The sequence below is a fragment of the Streptomyces sp. NPDC060049 genome (assembly GCF_042736715.1).
GTDB lineage: Bacteria > Actinomycetota > Actinomycetes > Streptomycetales > Streptomycetaceae > Streptomyces.
This window is the reverse complement of sequence record NZ_JBHWVV010000015.1, coordinates 25,075-42,979: the sequence shown is the minus strand read 5'-3', so window position 1 is coordinate 42,979 and position 17,905 is coordinate 25,075. Positions and strand designations below refer to the sequence as shown.

At 72.3% G+C, this 17,905-nt stretch carries 15 protein-coding genes and 2 tRNA genes; 14 read left to right on the top strand and 3 right to left on the bottom strand.

Annotated features, from left to right (window positions below; genetic code table 11):
- Window positions 1–11: 11 nt before the first annotated feature.
- The 3 genes from ACFWBY_RS26170 to ACFWBY_RS26160 form a co-directional block, all read right to left on the bottom strand.
- Window positions 12–590, bottom strand: coding sequence for an antibiotic biosynthesis monooxygenase (locus tag ACFWBY_RS26170; RefSeq protein WP_385333243.1), 579 nt, complete (start codon window positions 588–590; stop codon window positions 12–14).
- 13 nt (window positions 591–603) lie between these two features.
- Window positions 604–3,993, bottom strand: coding sequence for a PAS domain-containing protein (locus tag ACFWBY_RS26165; RefSeq protein WP_385333241.1), 3,390 nt, complete (start codon window positions 3,991–3,993; stop codon window positions 604–606).
- Window positions 3,994–4,112: 119 nt separating this feature from the next.
- Window positions 4,113–4,541: an SSI family serine proteinase inhibitor gene (locus ACFWBY_RS26160; RefSeq protein WP_385333238.1), complete on the bottom strand. Its 429-nt coding sequence runs from the start codon at window positions 4,539–4,541 to the stop codon at window positions 4,113–4,115.
- Between the two features lie 184 nt (window positions 4,542–4,725).
- Here ACFWBY_RS26160 and ACFWBY_RS26155 point away from each other — a divergent pair.
- From ACFWBY_RS26155 to ACFWBY_RS26090, 14 genes are all read left to right on the top strand, one after another.
- A tRNA-Ser gene (locus tag ACFWBY_RS26155) sits at window positions 4,726–4,816 on the top strand.
- 248 nt (window positions 4,817–5,064) lie between these two features.
- Window positions 5,065–5,137 (top strand) — tRNA-Arg (locus ACFWBY_RS26150).
- A 233-nt stretch (window positions 5,138–5,370) separates the two neighbouring features.
- Window positions 5,371–5,775, top strand: coding sequence for a hypothetical protein (locus ACFWBY_RS26145; RefSeq protein WP_385333236.1), 405 nt, complete (start codon window positions 5,371–5,373; stop codon window positions 5,773–5,775).
- Window positions 5,753–7,597 (top strand): caspase domain-containing protein, encoded by a 1,845-nt coding sequence (locus ACFWBY_RS26140; RefSeq protein WP_385333234.1) that lies wholly within the window; start codon window positions 5,753–5,755, stop codon window positions 7,595–7,597. The genes ACFWBY_RS26145 and ACFWBY_RS26140 overlap by 23 nt, the downstream gene beginning before the upstream one ends.
- 165 nt (window positions 7,598–7,762) lie before the next feature.
- Window positions 7,763–8,128 (top strand): PH domain-containing protein, encoded by a 366-nt coding sequence (locus ACFWBY_RS26135; RefSeq protein ID WP_385333232.1) that lies wholly within the window; start codon window positions 7,763–7,765, stop codon window positions 8,126–8,128.
- Between the two features lie 107 nt (window positions 8,129–8,235).
- Entirely contained in the window at window positions 8,236–8,430 is a 195-nt protein-coding gene (locus ACFWBY_RS26130) for a hypothetical protein (protein ID WP_385333229.1), read from the top strand.
- The gene (locus ACFWBY_RS26125; RefSeq protein ID WP_385333226.1) at window positions 8,427–9,350 is read left to right on the top strand and encodes a DUF2797 domain-containing protein; all 924 of its coding nucleotides are present in this window, start codon (window positions 8,427–8,429) and stop codon (window positions 9,348–9,350) included. Before ACFWBY_RS26130 ends, ACFWBY_RS26125 begins: the two co-directional genes overlap by 4 nt.
- A 103-nt stretch (window positions 9,351–9,453) precedes the next feature.
- Window positions 9,454–9,795 carry an antibiotic biosynthesis monooxygenase family protein gene (locus ACFWBY_RS26120; RefSeq protein ID WP_385333223.1) on the top strand — a complete coding sequence of 114 codons (342 nt, stop codon included), beginning with the start codon at window positions 9,454–9,456 and terminating at the stop codon, window positions 9,793–9,795.
- Window positions 9,776–10,657 carry an amidohydrolase family protein gene (locus ACFWBY_RS26115; protein WP_385333221.1) on the top strand — a complete coding sequence of 294 codons (882 nt, stop codon included), beginning with the start codon at window positions 9,776–9,778 and terminating at the stop codon, window positions 10,655–10,657. Before ACFWBY_RS26120 ends, ACFWBY_RS26115 begins: the two co-directional genes overlap by 20 nt.
- A gap of 79 nt (window positions 10,658–10,736) precedes the next feature.
- Complete coding sequence (locus ACFWBY_RS26110; RefSeq protein WP_385333219.1) at window positions 10,737–11,504, top strand: response regulator transcription factor; 768 nt, start codon at window positions 10,737–10,739, stop codon at window positions 11,502–11,504.
- 167 nt (window positions 11,505–11,671) lie between these two features.
- Window positions 11,672–13,234: a sensor histidine kinase gene (locus tag ACFWBY_RS26105; protein WP_385333217.1), complete on the top strand. Its 1,563-nt coding sequence runs from the start codon at window positions 11,672–11,674 to the stop codon at window positions 13,232–13,234.
- A gap of 25 nt (window positions 13,235–13,259) precedes the next feature.
- The gene (locus tag ACFWBY_RS26100; RefSeq protein WP_385333214.1) at window positions 13,260–14,525 is read left to right on the top strand and encodes a glycosyltransferase; all 1,266 of its coding nucleotides are present in this window, start codon (window positions 13,260–13,262) and stop codon (window positions 14,523–14,525) included.
- Window positions 14,525–16,717: an ArnT family glycosyltransferase gene (locus tag ACFWBY_RS26095; RefSeq protein ID WP_385333212.1), complete on the top strand. Its 2,193-nt coding sequence runs from the start codon at window positions 14,525–14,527 to the stop codon at window positions 16,715–16,717. The genes ACFWBY_RS26100 and ACFWBY_RS26095 overlap by 1 nt, the downstream gene beginning before the upstream one ends.
- A 314-nt stretch (window positions 16,718–17,031) precedes the next feature.
- Window positions 17,032–17,679: a TetR/AcrR family transcriptional regulator gene (locus ACFWBY_RS26090; RefSeq protein WP_385333209.1), complete on the top strand. Its 648-nt coding sequence runs from the start codon at window positions 17,032–17,034 to the stop codon at window positions 17,677–17,679.
- The last annotated feature ends 226 nt before the right edge of the window (window positions 17,680–17,905 follow it).

The window sequence follows — 17,905 nt, the reverse complement described above, 5'->3', positions numbered from 1 at the left end:
TCCCCCGGGGGCTATTGGCCCCGCGTGAGCCAGGGCCGCAGCATCTTGCTGATCGCGGGCATGGCCACGTAGGTCATCAGGGTGCTGAAGACGACGGCGCAGGCGGCCGTGCGCAGTACGAAGTGCAGGTTCACCAGGTACGGCCCGAGCAGCGCGTTGCCCGCGAGCGAGATCGGGAAGATGGCCAGCCCCGAGCTCACCGCCATCTTCCAGCGCGGCGGCGCGGGCCGGGCCGTACCCGGTTTCGCGAACCAGGTCTCCATGCCGTGCAGTTCGCGCCGGGCTATCTCGGTGTGGTGGTGGCCGAGGCAGTTCGAGAACCACGCGGCCCGCTCCCGGGAGTCCTGCCAGCGCTGGAAGGCCGCCTGATCGCGGAAGCGGTGCACCAGGAACCACGGCCCGCCCGCCACGGCCGGTCGGAACAGCCCGTACCCGAGGTGGTCGGGGAAGGTCGCGGCCGTCTCCAGGATGCCGTGGGCCCAGGCTTCGAAATTCTCCTCGTGCCCCGGTTCCACCTGCCGGGCGATCAGCAGGCTGACCTCCCCGTTGTCTGCCGGGACGGGCTGCTCAGTCGTGTCGGTGACGGCCATGCGGCCAGGATGACTAGTTGGTGCCGATCTTGGCCAGCAGGTCCACGATGCGGCCCTGTACATCGGGTGTGGTGGACCGCTCGGCGAGGAAGAGCACGCTCTCGCCCGAGGCCAGCCGCGGCAGTTCGGCCGCGTCGATCCCGGTGGCCGTGTAGACGACCAGCGGGGTGTGGTTCAGGCGTCCGTTGGCACGCAGCCAGTCCACGATCCCGGCCCGCCGGCGGCGCACCTGCATCAGGTCCATCACCACCAGGTTGGGCCGCATCCGGGTCGCGAGCTCCACGGCGTCCGTGTCGGCGTCCGCCCGCGCGACCTGCATGCCGCGCCGTTCCAGGGCGGCGGTCAGCGCCGTCGCGATCTCGTCGTGCTCCTCGATCAGCAGGACCCGCGAGGGGTGCTGGTCGCTGTCGCGCGGCGCGAGCGCCTTGAGCAGGACCGCGGGATCGGCGCCGTACGCGGCTTCGCGCGTGGCGTGCCCCAGCCCGGCCGTGACCAGTACCGGTACCTCGGCGGCCACCGCGGCCTGGCGCAGCGACTGCAGGGCGGTCCGGGTGATGGGCCCGGTCAGCGGGTCCACGAACAGGGCCGCCGGGAACGCGGCGATCTGCGCGTCGACCTCCTCGCGGGAATGCACGATCACCGGGCGGTAGCCGCGGTCGCTGAGCGCGGCCTGCGTCTGCACGTCGGGAGCGGGCCAGACCAGGAGCCGGCGCGGGTTGTCCAGCGGCTCGGGCGGCAACTCGTCGTCCACGGGACGCGGCACGGGCCGGTTGACCACCTCGACGGCGCCGCCGGGTCCGTCCAGCGGCTCGGGGCCCTCGGCGGAGCCCGCCTCGGGGGCCCCTATGGCGAAGGCGCGGCCCTGGGGTGCGGGCTCCGCGAGGCGGCGCCGGCGGCCGGAGCCGTTGGTGTCGGTCGAACTGCCCTGGCCGAGGGTGCCGAGCGCGCGCACGCTGATGGGCGCTCCGGGCTCCGCCGGGGAGTCCTGCGGCTGCCGTGCCCCGGGTAGGGCGATCTGCCCGTCGGCCTCGTCCTCCGGAGCGGTGCGCGCCGAGGGAACCGGCCAGGCCGGGGTGGCGGGCAGCGCCCGACGCCGCCCGGTCGGGTGCGTCTCGGGGTCTACGGGGCCCTGCGCGCCCGCGTCGGGCAGCCCGGCGGGGGCTTCGGCCTCGGCGGGCGGCGCGCCCAGCACCCGGCGCCCACGACGCCCGCCCGCGGCTTCGCCGTCGGCCTCACCGGGAGCGGGGGCGGGTCCGGCCGCGGCCGGACCCTGCGGCTGCGCCGCCGGGCCCGGAGTCGGGCCGGCGGGCAGCGCGAAGCCGCCCTCGGGGGCGATGGGCCGCTGCGGAACGGGAGCGGTGAGCCCGGCCGCCGGAACCGGACCCCCGGGCTGCGCCGGTCCTGCCGCGCCCAAGGCACGCCGCCGCCCGGCGGGGTGCTCGGTCAGCGGAACCGGCAGTACGGGAACCGGCGGCACGGGCATGGGGCCCACCGGCATGGGCGGGAGCGCGGGCACGGCGGTGCCCTGCGGGGGCACGGGCTGCCCGGGACCGCCGTCGGCGCCGCCACCACGAACCTGGACTTGGCCGTTGCCGCTGCCGTCACCGTTCTGGCCGCGGCGCCGCCCGGTGCCGGATCCGCCCAGGCCGGCGGGGTTCACCGGGGACTGCGCGAGCTCCGCGGGACCGCCGTCGCCGGGACCGGCCTCGCCGCCCCGGCGCCGACCGGACGGCAGCGCGAGCGCGCTCCCGCCGTCGGCCGCCGGATCCGCCTTGGCCAGACCCGAGCCGGGGGCCGCGCCCGTACCCGGTTCGGGGGCCGGGTCCGCGTCGTCGAGGAAGGCGTCCACGCCGCGCCGGGCCCGTCGGCCGCCGGAGACCTGCCCCGGTCCGCCCTCGGTCCCGGGCTCCTGCGCCGGAGCCGCCGCAGGCTCGGGCAGGGTGACCGTCCCGGCTCCCGCGCCCAGCGGCAGCTCCAGCACGTACGCCCCGCCGGGCGCGCCCGGCACCTCGACCGTCTGCAGCACACCGCCGTGCGCGGCCACGATGCCCCGCACGATCGGTTCGTGCACCGGGTTCCCGCCCTCGTACGGGCCGCGCACCTCGATGCGTACGACGTCACCGCGCTGCGCGGCGGCCACCACGATCGTCGAATCCATGTACCCGCTGCCCTGGCGGGTCTTGCCGGTGGCGTCCACCCCGGCGACGTCCGCGACCAGGTGCGCGAGGGCGGTCGCGATCCGTTCGGCGTCGACCTCGGCCTCGATGGTCGGGGCGTGTACCGCGAACTGGGCCCGCCCGGGGCCGATCAGCTCGACGGCTCCGTCGACGCCGGCCGCGACGACCCCGTCGATCAGGACCTTCTTCTTGGTGAGCTTGTCGGTGCCGGAGTCGAGGAGCTGGAAGCCGAGCACGTTGTCGACGAGCGTGGTCATCCGGGAGTAGCCGGCGGCCAGGTGGTGCAGCAGCTGGTTGGCCTCGGGCCACAGCTGTCCGGCGTCGTCGGCGGCCAGGGTGGCCAGTTCACCGCGCAGCTCCTCCAGGGGTCCGCGCAGGGAGTCGCCGAGGACGGCCAGCAGCTGGGCGTGGCGCGCGGCCAGCGCGTCGTAGGAGCGCCGGTCGGTGAAGGTCATGACGGCGCCGACGAGCTGCTCCCCGTCCCGGACGGGCGAGGTCGTCAGGTCCACGGCGACGGGCTGGCCGGCCTTGTTCCACAGCACCTGGCCGCGTACCCGGTGCTTGCGGCCGCTGCGCAGCGTGTCGGCGAGCGGGGACTCCTCGAAGGGGAACGGGGAGCCGTCGGCGCGCGAGTGCTGGACCAGGCCGTGCAGCTCGCGGTTGCCGAGGTCGGTGGCGCGGTAGCCGAGGATCTGGGCGGCGGCCGGATTGACCAGCACGACCCGGCCGTCGGTGTCCGTGCCGACGACGCCCTCCGCGGCGGCACGCAGGATCATCTCGGTCTGGCGCTGGGAGCGGGCCAGCTCGGCCTCGGTGTCCACCGTCTGCGAGAGGTCCCGGACGACGAGCATCAGCAGCTCGTCGCCGGTGTAGGAGGGCTGCGGCTCGCGGTAGGCGTCGCGGCCGTCGAGATGGGCAGCGGTGACCTCTACGGGGAACTCGCTGCCGTCGGTGCGGCGCGCGACCATCCGCTTGGGCCGGGCCCGGCCGCCTTCGTCCTCACCGGGCCGGCGCATGGAGCCGGGGATCAGCTTGGAGTCGAATTCGGGCAGGAGGTCGAGCACGCCGCGGCCGACGAGCCCGGTACCGGGGCTCTCCATGACCTCGAGGGCGATCGAATTCGCGTTCACGACCGTGCCGTTGGCGTTGACGAGCAACAGCGCGTCCGGAAGAGCGTCGAGTATTGCTGCGAGGCGAGCAGCGCCTCGGGATGGCCTGCTGCTCACGACGAGCTTCCTCCCTGACCACAACTACCGGCATGTCACGGGAGGAGTCTAAGGGCACGGGCCCCCGGCGAGAGGGCGGATGTCCGGCGGATACCGCTTGACCCCCGCATCCTCCCAGGTCAGGAACGCCCACGCGGAAGCACAGGTTCCAAGTCGTTCCACCTGCTGATCTCGCATCCGTTCGTCCGGCGGAACTCGGATTCGACCCTGCGGCCGTGCCACGTTCCGGTGATGCGGGCGGTGGCGCGGCCGCCGTCCACCATGGTGCACATTTGCCGCTTCTCCTCGGGGGCGAAGGGGTTCTTGCCCTCGCGGGTGAGGGTTTCCAAGCGGTCGCAGGCGGCCTCGGCGCGGGGGTGGTTCCCGCCGGGCGGGTTGCACTCCAGCCGGTACTCGCCGTCCGCCAGGGGGTTGCCGGTGTCGGAGACGGCGATCGTGAGCCGGTCGGGAGCCGCCAGCAACCGCCCCAGGGGCGGCAGCGGGGGCAGGGGCCCCGCCGCCGCGACGGCCAGGGCGGAGGTGACGGCGAAAGCGGCGAGACGCAGCATGGGGCACTCCAGGTCGTCCGTACGTCGTACGACAGACCAACGACGGGCCGCCCGCGACGTTCCGTGTCGGGAGGCTTAAGGCTTTGCCCTGCGGGCCGCCCTCCTTGTACCGTGGGAGCGGATTGGTGACCGGCCCCTGGCCTGTGTCATCATCTGCACGCACCTTCGTACGCGAGGGTGTGCTGGAGGCGTCGCCTAGTCCGGTCTATGGCGCCGCACTGCTAATGCGGTTTGGGGCTTACCCCCCATCGAGGGTTCAAATCCCTCCGCCTCCGCACTTCACGAAGCCCCGGTCCTTGCGGACCGGGGCTTCGGTGCGTTCGGGGTCCGGGCGGCGGCGGGAGCTCCCCGCAACAGGCCGCGAAGGCCCGCGCCGACCGCGCCCCGGGGCCAATCGGATGATCTTCTTCCAGGCCGTTTGTGCAGGTCAGCATGGGTGGAGCTAATGGATTTCGCGTCCCGGCGAGGTCCATGTATTGTTGTTCTCGCAAGGCCAACGGGGCGCAAAACCCCGGCCAGCCAAGCACTCGTAGCTTAACGGATAGAGCATCTGACTACGGATCAGAAGGTTGCAGGTTCGAATCCTGCCGAGTGCACAGCCCAAGAGGCCCCCCGGTTCACCGGGGGGCCTCTTGCGTATCTCGTTGCCGAAGGACGCGAAGGCCGCCTCCGAGCGGATCTTCCTCGATCTTCGGCTCACGGTGCGGAGAGGGCCATGAAGATCGAGCCGAGCCAGTGCGCCGGCCTCCGCGAGTGCGGTATGGAATCACCGGTACCAGACTGGTAGGAGACGGCCATACCGCACGCCAAGCCTGCGGGGCGATGGGCAATGATCGAACAGTTGCGCATTGAAGTCGAGCAGGTCGACGGAGACGTCGAGTCAGTGCAGCAGAGCGTGGACGCCCTGCGTGAGGATCTTCTGGTCCTGGATGTGGAGCAGGTGGACCATCCTGCAGCCGGTCCGGCTCCGCCGGGTACCCGATCCGCCGCTTTCGATCTGGCGAACGTCCTCGTGGTGACACTGCCCGCGGTGACTCCACTCCTGGAGCTGGTACTGCACGTCGTCGACGAGTGGCGCAACCGGCCGGAAACGCCACACCGCGTTGTCGTCGAGTTCAATGGCATCCGGATCGACTTGTCGGATGCCACCCCCGCGGAGCGACGACAGCTGATCCGCCTGGCTTCCGCCGCCGCTGACCGTGAGGGGGCGGGTGGCATTGACCGAGTCGAATAGGCGCGCGCTCGTCGTCGCGACGAGCCACTATGACGACCCAGGCCTCAGCAGGCTGCACGCTCCGGATCTGGATGCTGCCGCGCTTCGCGAAGTTCTCGGCGATCCACACATTGGTGCCTTCGACGTGAAAGTGCTGCCTAACCCGACGTGCCAGAAACTTCGCGAGGAGATACAAGAGTTCTTCGAAGGCCGGGCAGTAGCCGATCAAACCCTGCTCCTGCACTTCTCGTGCCACGGGATTAAGGACGCCAGGGGAAGACTGTTCCTGGCCGCGAGTGACACCAAGCGCAATCGCTTGGCCTCCACGGCGGTCGATGCCAGGTACTTGAGCGAACGGATGCAGGACAGCAAGGCGCGACGCGTTGCGGTCTTCCTCGACTGTTGTTATGCGGGAGCATTCGGGCGCGAGCTGTTCACGCGGGGCGACGCGGATGTGCACGTGCTGGAGAGTTTCCAGCAGCTCAAGGAAGTAGAAGCGCAGCAGGGGCGTGGGGTGATCACGGCGTCGAGCGCGATCGAGTGGGTCTTCGAGGGTGATCGTCCCGTCGCGGGGCAGCCGGGTTTGGACGTTGACAAGGGGCCGGTGAGTGAACCGTCGCTGTTCACGCGCTCCCTGGTGAAAGGCCTGACTACGGGTGATGCCGACAGGGACGGCAATGGTGAGATCGGCCTGGTCGAGTTGGCGGACTACATTCTCCAACAGGTGACTCCCCTTCAGACGCCGCACTATTGGGTATTCGGTGGTCTCGGAGGCGACCTTCCCATCGCCTATACCAAACGCAAGAAGGCCAAGATTCCTGCGAAGACGTTGGCTCGCATGAAGTCGAGAAATCCTGAGCGACGGATGATGGCGGTGCTGGAACTCGAAGGCCTGCTGTGCGGCGCTGATCTGGGGATGGCGCTGGCGGGCGCGGAGGGGCTGACCATGATGGTTCACGACGACAGCCTTCGGGTCAGGGATGCTGCCGACCAAGCACTGCGCAAGGCATTGCCTCGGGTCTCCAAGACCGAGTACCACCTCGGCACGGTCACTGCGGGCACCCCGGGAAGGCCGACCGTCATCTCTCTTGAAGGTCTGCTGATCGTCCGAGAGACCGTGGAAGCCGAGGTGGAGGCGGCGGCGGACAAATGGTTGAAAGCCCGTCGTGTGGACGGCGGAATCGAGCTGTGTGCGGATGTGGTGGATGGGTGGGGGGGCCACTACGAGGGCAGTGTCGTACTTCGTACCGCAGCAGGGGAAGTGCCGGTCAAAGTCGTAGTGGACGCGCTGCCGGCAAAACGCAAGACATCGGGCGGAATAGTCTCGTTGACGGCAACGGCGGCCAAGACACGCGCGGCCAAGACGCCTCCGGCCAAGACGCCTCCGGGCAAAACGCCTCCGGGCAAGACGCGTAGGAAGGCCATCCCCTTCCTCCTCGCGTTGGTGCTGTCAGTGATCGCTCTGTTCACGCCGCTGTTGAACAACGACGACGCTTTCTACCGCTACATGGTCTTCAACCCATGGATATGGAGCGGGTCCTACGGGCAGGTCTGGCCGGTGCTGATGGTGGGGCTGGCCACGAGTGCGGTGCTGGCGGCACTCGCATGGCGTGGATCCGTGCACCTTCGTCACGTCCTGGTGTGTTGGTGGTACGTCGCCGTGACCCTGCTGACCACCTGGTATACGAGCTTTGTCTTCGGCGTCTTGGCCGATCACAGCTCCACCACTTACCAACTTGGCGTCGGAGTCGTGGTGATGGTCATTAGCTGCGTCGTCGAAGCTTGGGGATGCGTGGTGTTGTGGCGCAACAGGGCTCGTACGCGCGCCGGCGGTTCGACCTGAGGCTCCGCTCGTCCTCCTCAGGGAGGAGGGCTGGCTCCGGGGAGCTACGGGGAGAGATGGCTCCGGCGGGGGACGCCCTGTGACGGGGGTCCCCGATACGGTTCTTGGAGATCGAGACCGCGGTCTCGATCGGGATCGATTCACCGGTAGGCAGGGGGGACTCTCATGGGACTGTTCGGAAACGCGCACGCCGTGGATCCGGCGTCGGCGCACCGCGAGTACGCGCGGCTGCTGGGGCAGGGGGAGCAGGTGCATGCCGCGTATCTGTTGATCCGCGACACGATCCTGTTCACCGACCGGCGGCTCGTGCTCATCGACAAGCAGGGGCTCACGGGGAAGAAGGTGGAGTACCACTCCATCCCGTACCGGAGCATCACGCACTTCTCGGTGGAGACCGCCGGTCACTTCGACCTGGACGCGGAGTTGAAGATATGGCTCTCCGGCAGCGCGGAGCCGATAGCGAAGACCTTCACCAAGGGCGTCGACATCTACGAGGTCCAGGCCATCCTGACGCAGTTCGTCACCCGGTAGCCGCGCGGGCGGCGGCGGGCGTGTGGTGGCTGGTGCAGTGGACCTTTCCGGTCACAGCGCCAGCGTCTGGGCCCAAGCCGTTCGGGAAGGCATGGGAGGAAGATCGCGTGGAAGACATCCATGGGGCACGGGTCCGGTGCCCGCGGCAGGGCGTGCTGCTCCATCCCTGCGGCACCGGCACCGGCACCGGCACCGGCACCGGCACCGGCATCGGGCTCGGCATCGGCATCGGCATCGGCGTCGGCGGGACGCGGGCCACCGCCGTCCCGGGGACCTTCTTCGTACGGCGGCTCCCGCTGTGACCTGGTGGTGCACCGGGATCCGGTGGAGCGACGGCCGGCCCGCCATCGGCTGGTACCAGCCGGGGCAGCCGGGACGGGCGGCTGTCCAAGGCCGGTCCGTAGGAGGGGAGCGCAGCAGCCTCCTCGTGTACGGGCAGCCGCTGGCCTTCGCCGCGCGGGGGGAGCGCCACTGCCTCGGCGTCCGGCGGGCCGGCCGGCGGACGCCGTGCCCGACGGCTCGGACCGTGTCCGGGCGTACGGGCAACGCCCAGTGCCCGGAGTGCGCGCGGCTGGACCGCTCCTTCTCGGTGGCGGCGGACACCAATGCGGCCGATCCGCGCACCTATCGGGTGTACCTCGCCTGGTTCGGGCCCGACCTGGTCAAGGTCGGCATCACCGCGGAGGAACGCGGCTCCGTCCGGTTGCTGGAGCAGGGAGCGGTGACCTGGACCTGGCTGGGGCGCGGCCCGCTGATGGCTGCACGACGGACGGAGGAACTGCTGCGCAGCGCGCTCGGCGTGCCCGACCGGATCGCCTACGCGCGCAAGCGGGCCGTACGGGCCCACCTGCCGCCCGAGCCGCAGCGGGCGGCGGAGGTCGCCGCACTGCACGCGCGCGCGGTCGGGCTGGAGGGGTGGCCGGAGTCGCTGGGGCGATTGGATTGCGTGGTGGCCGATCACGGCGGCCCCTTCGGACTCGGTGAGCTGCCCGGCCCGCAACGGGTGATCACCGAGATGGTGACCGGCGGGACGGTCTCCGGGCGGCTCGTCGCAGCCGCCGGTCCCGATCTGCACTTCGCCGAGGGGCTGGTCGTGGACACCCGGCTGCTCGCCGGGTGGGAACTGGTGGCACCGGCCGAGGGGCCTCGGAGCGACGTCCCGACCGCCGAGATCCCTTCTGCCGAGCCCGGAGCGCCCGCCACGCAGGACGGGCTGTTCTGACCACTGCACCCGACCGGGTCCAAGGTCAAAACTTGGATCCCTTTGCCCTCCGGAGGCCCTTTCTGGTGGACACGCCAGGCCGGTGCCGCAGAGGGTGGTGGGCATGAGCATCCAGCCCGTGCAGGCTTTCGAACCGCCTTACGTCATGAGTGTTTTCACCAGTGTCCGGACCGCTGACGACGGCGGATACCCCGAGACCCTCGAGCGGATGACCGAGCTCGTCGGGGCCAATCCGGGCTTCCTCGGCTACGAGTCCGCGCGCACCCCCGGCGGACTCGGCATCACCGTCGCGTACTTCCGCGACCACGACTCCCTCGCCCTGTGGCGCCAGGACCTGGAGCACCAGGCGGCCATGAGGCAGGGCCGCGCCGACTGGTACGAGAGCTACACGCTGCACGTCGCGACCGTCGAGCGGAGCCACGGCTTTGTCCGCGACGACGGCTGAGGCCGTCCGTGCCTTCCGGGAGCGGCTCGGTGTGCCGGGACTGGTCGACGTACACACCCACTTCATGCCCCAGCGCGTCCTGGACAAGGTGTGGGACTACTTCGACGCGGTCGGTCCGCTGACCGGTGTCGAGTGGCCCATCACCTACCGGCACGAGGAGGAGCAGCGGGTCGCGCTGCTGCGGGGGTTCGGGGTCCGGGCCTTCACCGCCATGCTCTACCCGCACAAGCCGGCCATGGCGGCCTGGCTCAACTCCTGGTCCGCGGACTTCGCCGCCCGCACGCCCGACTGCCTGCACACCGCGACCTTCTTCCCGGAGGACGGGGTCGCGGCGTACGTCGGGCAGGCCGTCGAGGCGGGGGCCCGGGTCTTCAAGGCACATCTCCAGGTGGGCGGGTACGACCCCGCCGACGACCGGCTTGACCCGGTCTGGGGGCTGCTCGCCGAGGCCGGGATCCCGACCGTGGTCCACTGCGGTTCGGGACCCGCACCGGGCAAGTACACCGGCCCCGCGCCGATCGCCCGGGTGCTGGCCCGCCACCCCCGGCTACCGCTGATCGTCGCGCACATGGGGATGCCGGAGTACGCCGACTTCCTGGACTTCGCCGACCGGTACACCGAGGTCCGCCTCGACACCACGATGGCCTTCACCGACTTCTCCGAGGAGCTGAGCGGCTTCCCTCAGGGGGAGCGGGGCCGGCTCGCCGCCCTCGGCGACCGGATCCTGCTGGGCACCGACTTCCCGAACATCCCCTACCCCTACGAGCACCAGCTCGCCGCCCTCGAACGGCTCGGCCTCGGCGACGCCTGGCTGCGCGCCGTCTGCCACGACAACGGCGCGCGGCTCTTCCACCTGGCCTGAGGTGCGGCGGCCGGGGTTTCTCAGGTAATTCACAGGTTCAGGCAAGAACGCTCTCAGAGGCGGCGGCCAGCTTGTAGGCATGACTGCGACGACCACCTCCCACGCGTCCACGTCCACCGGCAATCCCACGGCCCTCGTACGGCCCGACGGCGGACCCTGCCGGGTCCTCGTCGTGGACGACGAGGCCGCCCTCTCCGAACTGCTCTCCATGGCCCTGCGCTACGAAGGCTGCGAGGTCCGCAGCGCGGGTGACGGTGCGGGCGCGGTGCGGGCGGCACGGGAGTTCCGCCCGGACGTCGTCGTCCTCGACATCATGCTTCCGGACATGGACGGGCTGGCCGTCCTGGGCCGGCTGCGCCGTGAGCTCCCGCAGGTGCCGGTGCTCTTCCTGACCGCGAAGGACTCCGTCGAGGACCGCATCGCGGGCCTGACGGCGGGCGGCGACGACTACGTCACCAAGCCGTTCAGCTTGGAGGAGGTCGTGGCCCGGCTGCGCGGCCTGGTGCGGCGTTCCGGCGCGGCACAGGCCGCGCGCGGCGGCTCGGTGCTGCAGGTCGGCGACCTGCGTCTCGACGAGGACAGCCACGAGGTGGTTCGGGGCGGCCGGGAGGTCCACCTGACCGCCACCGAGTTCGAGCTGCTGCGGTACCTGATGCGCAACCCCCGCCGGGTGCTCAGCAAGGCGCAGATCCTGGACCGCGTGTGGTCCTACGATTTCGGGGGGCAGGCCAATGTCGTCGAGCTGTACATCTCCTACCTGCGGCGCAAGCTGGAGAGCGGCACCGGCCTCCCGCCGATGATCCACACCCGGCGCGGCGCCGGATACCTGATCAAGCCGGCCGAGTAGTGGTGCTCGGCTCCCCCCGGGTCCCTCCGCTCCTCCGGCACCTCCCGCTCTTCCGTACTCCCGTGCTCTCCCGGCGGCCCAGGCGGCCGGGCCGCCCCGCGCGCCCGGCCGGACCCCGCCGCCCCCGCCGGACCCACCGGCCGTGGTCCCTGCGGACCCGGCTCGTCGTGTCGGCGGTGGTCCTCATCGCCGTCGTGGGCGCGGCCATCAGCACCGTGACCACCCTCGCGCTGCGCTCGTACCTGGTCGACAAGGTCGACGAACAGCTCCGCGTCGCCGTCGAGATGGCCGGCCGACCCAACGCGGGCAAGCTCGCCCGGGAGAACAACCTCGGCGTCGTGCTGGCCCCCGGATCTCCGCTGGGCGCTACCGGCGTCCGCCTCGATGCCTCGGGGAAGGTCCTCGACAGTGTCCGCAGCGAGCGCAGTGCCGCCGTCGGCGGAGCCGGGCCCAGCGGCCACCCGCCCCTCACCGCGGACCAGGCCGCGACCCTCGCCGGGGCCGCCCGTGAAGCAGCCGACGGACGTCCCGGAGGCCCGGTCGAGCTGTGGCTGCCCGGCCTCGGCGGCTACCGGGTGCTGACCGCGCCCGACGGGAGCATCGTCCTCGGCTTCCCGCTCACCGAGGTCGACTCCACCGTGCACACGCTGATCGCGGTGGAGGTCTGCGTCACCCTCGCCGGACTGATCGCGGCCTCGCTCGCCGGCCAGGCCCTGGTCGGTGTCGCCCTGCGTCCGCTCAGCAGGGTCGCCGCCACCGCCACGCGGGTGTCCGAACTCCCCCTGCACAGCGGCGAACCCGCCCTGCACGAGCGGGTCCCCGACGCCGAAGCCGACCCCCGCACCGAGGTCGGGCAGGTCGGCGCCGCCATCAACCGGATGCTGGGCCATGTCTCCTCGGCCCTGACGGCACGCCAGCAGAGCGAGACGCGGGTCCGGCAGTTCGTCGCCGACGCCAGCCACGAGCTGCGCACCCCGCTGGCCTCGATCCGCGGCTACGCAGAACTGACCCGCCGGGGCCGGGAGGAGCCGGGCCCCGACACCCGGCACGCCCTCGGCCGCATCGAGTCCGAAGCCACCCGGATGACCGGCCTGGTGGAGGACCTGCTGCTGCTGGCCCGGCTCGACGCGGGCCGTCCGCTGTCCACCGAGGACACCGACCTGGCCCCGCTGGTCGTGGACGCCGTCAGTGACGCCCGCGCCGCCGGCCACGAGCACCACTGGCGCCTGGAGCTCCCCGACGAGCCCGCGCCCGTGCGCGCCGACCCGGCCCGCATCCAGCAGGTCCTGGTCAACCTGCTGGCCAACGCCCGGACCCACACGCCTCCCGGCACCACCGTCACGGCTCGTGTTTCACGTGAAACATCCGCCGTCCGGCTCCGGATCGAGGACGACGGCCCCGGAATTGCGCCCGCGCTGCTGCCCCACGTCTTCGAGCGATTCGCCCGCGGGGACGCCTCCCGCTCCCGGTCGGCGGGCTCCACGGGCCTCGGTCTGGCCATCGTCCAGGCCGTGGTCTCGGCCCACGGCGGCCACGTCGACGTCCGCAGTACCCCGGGCCACACCTCCTTCGAGGTCCGCCTCCCCCTCGCTGCCGCAGCGAGCACCCCCACAGCGAGCGCTGCCGCGGCGAGCACCCCCGCAGCGAGCACTCCCGCAGCGCGCGCTCCGTCCGGCGGTAGCGGCGCCGGGGACTCACAGACGGGGCACAGGGTCAGCACACAGCGCTGACAGGCCCGGCCGGGAGGGTCGGAGCATGCCAACCGACACCTCTCCCGGAGCCCTCCCGGTGCGGGCGCCCCTCGCAGCCGTACCGGGGGAACCCGTACTCGACGTGGTGATCCCGGTCTTCAACGAGGAGACGGATCTGGGGCCGTGCGTGCGCAGGCTGCACGAGCACCTCACCCGGACCTTCCCGTACCCCTTCCGCATCACCATCGCCGACAACGCGAGCACCGACCGCACCCCCGAGGTCGCGGCCGCCCTCGCCGCCTCCGTCACCGGGGTACGCAGCACCCGGCTGGAGGAGAAGGGCCGCGGCCGGGCGCTGCGCACGGTCTGGGGGGACTCGGACGCGCCCGTCCTCGCGTACATGGACGTGGACCTCTCCACCGACCTCAACGCGCTTCTGCCGCTGGTCGCCCCGCTGATCTCCGGCCACTCCGACCTCGCCATCGGCACCCGCCTCGCCCGCTCCTCGCGAGTGGTCCGGGGAGCGAAGCGGGAGTTCATCTCCCGCGCCTACAACCTGCTCCTGCGCTCCTCGCTGTCCGCCCGGTTCAGCGACGCCCAGTGCGGTTTCAAAGCCATCCGCCGCGAGGTCGCCGAGCGGCTGCTCCCGCTCGTGGAGGATTCCGGCTGGTTCTTCGACACCGAACTGCTGGTCCTCGCCGAGCGGGCCGGGCTGCGGATCCACGAGGTTCCGGTGGACTGGGTGGACGACCCCGACTCCACCGTCCACATCGCCCGCACCGCCGCCGAGGACCTCAAGGGGGTCTGGCGGGTGGGCCGGGCGCTGGCCGTCGGCGCGCTCCCGCTCGACCGGCTCGCCCGCCCCTTCGGCGACGACCCCCGCGACCGCACCGCCCTGCCCGGGGTGCCGCGCGGGCTGGCCCGCCAGTTGCTGGGCTTCTGCGCGGTCGGGGCCCTGTCGACCCTGCTCTACCTGCTCCTCTACTCCGCCGGGCGGTCCGCCGCCGGTCCGCAGCTCGCCAACGCGGCCGCGCTGCTCCTCTCCGCCGTGGCCAACACCGCCGCCAACCGCCGGCTCACCTTCGGTGTCCGGGGCCGCGAGCACGCCGCGCGCCACCAGGCCCAGGGGCTGGTGGTGTTCGGCATCGGGCTGGCCCTGACCAGCGGTTCGCTCGCCGCCCTCGCGGCCGCGGGCGGCCGGCCGGCGCACGGCACCGAACTGGCCGTCCTGGTCACCGCCAACCTCGCCGCCACCGTGCTGCGGTTCCTGCTCTTCCGCGCCTGGGTCTTCCCGGAACGGCGGACCCCTCCCGCGAAGGACCACTTCTGATGACCACGGCCGCACTGCCCCTCCACCCGCGCCCCCCGTCCGCCACGGTGGCCGGGGCGCACACCGCCCGGGCCCGGTGGGAGCGCCCCGCCCTCGCCGGTCTGCTGCTCGCGACGGCCGTCCTGATGCTGTGGGACCTGGGCTCCTCCGGCTACGCCAACTCCTTCTACTCCGCCGCCGCCCAGGCGGGCGCCGAGAGCTGGAAGGCCTTCTTCTTCGGCTCCTCCGACGCCGGCAACTCCATCACCGTCGACAAGCCCCCGGCCGCCCTGTGGCCGATGATGCTGTCCGTCCGGCTCTTCGGGCTCGGCTCCTGGCAGATCCTCGTGCCCCAGGCGCTCATGGGAGTCGCCACCACAGCCGTCCTCCATGCCGCCGTACGCCGCCAGTTCGGCCCCGCGGCCGCCCTGATCAGCGGCGCGGTCTTCGCGCTCACGCCCGTCGCCGCGCTGATGTTCCGCTTCAACAACCCCGACGCCCTGCTGGCGCTGCTGATGACCGTCACCGTGTACTGCGTACTGCGGGCCCTCGACGGGGCGCGTACCCGGTGGCTGGTGTGGGCGGGGGTCGCGGTCGGCTTCGCCTTTCTGACCAAGACCCTCCAGGCCTTCGTCATCCTGCCGCCGCTGGCCTTGCTGTACGCCGTCTGCGCGCCGACCCGGCTGCGCCGGCGCCTCGGGCAGCTGCTGCTCTCCGCACTCGCGATGGTGGCGGCCGGCGGCTGGTGGGTGGCGATCGTCGAACTGTGGCCCGCCGCCTCCCGCCCGTACATCGGCGGCTCTCAGACCAACTCCTTCCTGGAGCTGACCCTCGGCTACAACGGGCTCGGCCGGATCAACGGCGAGGAGACCGGCAGCGTCGGCGGCGGTGGCCGCGCCGCAGTGGAGGGCGCCCCAGGCACCCCGGGCGGCGGCGGTGGTGGCGGTGGCGGGATGAGCTGGGGGGAGACGGGCATCGACCGGCTGTTCTCGTCCAACATCGGCGGGCAGATCTCCTGGCTGCTGCCCGCCGCGCTGATCCTCTTCATCGCCGGCCTCGTCGTCACCTGGCGGGCCCGCAGGGCCACCGACTCCCTGGAGGGCATGGCCCGGGCGGCATTCCTCGCCTGGGGCGGCGCCCTGCTGATCACCGGGGTCGTCTTCAGCTACATGCAGGGCATCTTCCACGAGTACTACACGGTCGCCCTGGCCCCCTTCGTGGCCGCGCTCGTCGGCATGGGCATCGCCGTCCTGTGGGAGGAGCGGGGCGCCCGTGCCGCCTCCCTCACCCTGGCAGGCGCCCTCGCCATCACCGTGTACTGGGCGTTCGTGCTGCTCGGGCGCTCCGCCGGGTACGTGCCGTGGTTGCGCTGGGGGCTGCTCGCCCTGGGACTCGGCAGCGCCGTGCTCCTGCCGTTCGCGGCGCGGCTGGGCCGCCGTGTCGCACTCGGTGTGGCGGCAGTCGGCTTGGCCGCGGCGCTGGCCGGACCCCTCGCCTACACCCTGACCACGGTGACCACCTCGCACTCGGGGTCGATCGTCACGGCCGGTCCCGCGGTCGCGGGCGGCAGAGGCGGCCCGGGCGGCGGGATGCGCGCCTTCGAGATGCGGGGCGGGGGCGCGATGCCGGGCGGCGGCGCCGCACCGCAGGGCATGCCCCAGGGCGGGAGCCCGCAGGGCGGCCAGGCCCCCGGCGGCCGGACTCCGGGCGGCAACCAGCCCGACGGCGGCGGCCAGACCGGGCGGACCGGTGGCGCTCCGGGTGGAGGCATGGGCGGCGGCATGGGCGGTCTGCTCGGCGGGACGAGGACCAGCGCCGAGGCGACGGCAGCGCTACGCGCCGACGCGGACCGGTACACGTGGGCGGCAGCCGCGGTCGGCTCGCAGAACGCGGCGAGTTACCAGCTGGCGTCGCAAGAGCCGGTGATGGCGATCGGCGGCTTCAACGGCAGCGACCCCTCCCCGACGCTGGAGCGGTTCAAGGAGTACGTGGCGGCCGGCGAGATCCACTACTTCATCGGCCAGGGCAGCGCGGGAACCGGTGGCGCGGCGGACGGCGCGGGCGAGAGCGCCACCCAGGCCCGGGGCGGAGGCGGACCGGGCGGGGGCGTCAGCAGCGCCATCGAGAGCTGGGTCAAGGCCACCTTCGCCGCCTCGACGGTCGGTGGCGCCACCTTCTACGACCTGACGGCGCCGACGTCCGGGCGGTCCTGAACCCAGAAAACCGCCCGGTCCGCCCCGGCCCGCTAGGTCCACCCGGACTTCCGAACCACGCGGACTTCCCGGCCCTCCCGGCCCGCCCGGACTTCCGGAACCGCCCGGCCTTCCCGGCCCTCCCGGACTTCCGGGCCGCCCGCAGGGCCCTGTCGGGGCGCCCGAGCACCTCGGTGCTCGGGCGCCCCCTGCCGTTCGACGCAACGCACCGGACACCGCGCTTCTCCGGCGCTTCGCTGCGGTCACAGCACTAGCATCAAGGGGGCGGACCGGGCATTCCGGGCTGGTCCCGTTGTCGTGAGGAGGGTGCCTCCATGGTGACCGCGGCCGATCCCGGCAGGGCCCGGACCAGTGTCTGGCTGGCCGCGCGACCCGCGGTACCCCCCAGGCGGCGCAGCGAGGACCCCTCGGGGCTCGACCGGGAGCGGATCACGGCGGAGGCGGTGAGGCTGCTCGACGCCGACGGGCTGGCCCGGTTCTCGATGCGACGGCTCGCCGCCGGGCTCGGGGTCACCGCGATGTCCCTGTACTGGTACGTGGACACGAAGCACGATCTGCTCGAGCTCGCTCTGGACAGTGCCCTGGCTGAGCTCCCCCGGCCGCCCGGCTCGCCCGGTAAGGGCTGGCCCGGCCGGCTGCGGACGCTGGCGCACGGCTACCGGGGGCTGCTGGGCGACCATCCGTGGGTGGCCCCGCTCACCGCCGCGTATCCGAACATCGGCCCGCACGCGCGGGCTTTCGACGCCGCCCTGCAGCGGATGCTGGACGCCACCGGCCTGACGGACCCCGCCAGGACCGGTGCCCATCTGGCCGTCTCGCAGTTCCTGCACGGCTGCTGCGGCACGGTCCGGCGGCCGCCCGACGGGGAGTTCTGCCTCGCGCTCGACGTCCTGATCGCCGGCATCGAGGCGTACGCCCGCTGCGGCCGGCCCGCCGGACCGTCCGCGCCCGCAGCTCCGTAAGGCCTAGGGTCGTCTCTTTCGGATCTTGCCGGGCCCGCGGTGGCCGGCACCGCACCTGGCCGCATTGTCGGGGCGCCCGAGTACTCCAGTACACGGGCGCCCCTCCGCCTTGCCATGCACGGCGCCAGACGCCGCGGGCTCGGCCGACAAGCTCCGAAATAGACGACCTAGTGCTGTGGCCGGAAAGGTTTGCCGGGACGCGGCGTCCGGTGCGGTGCAGCGCAAG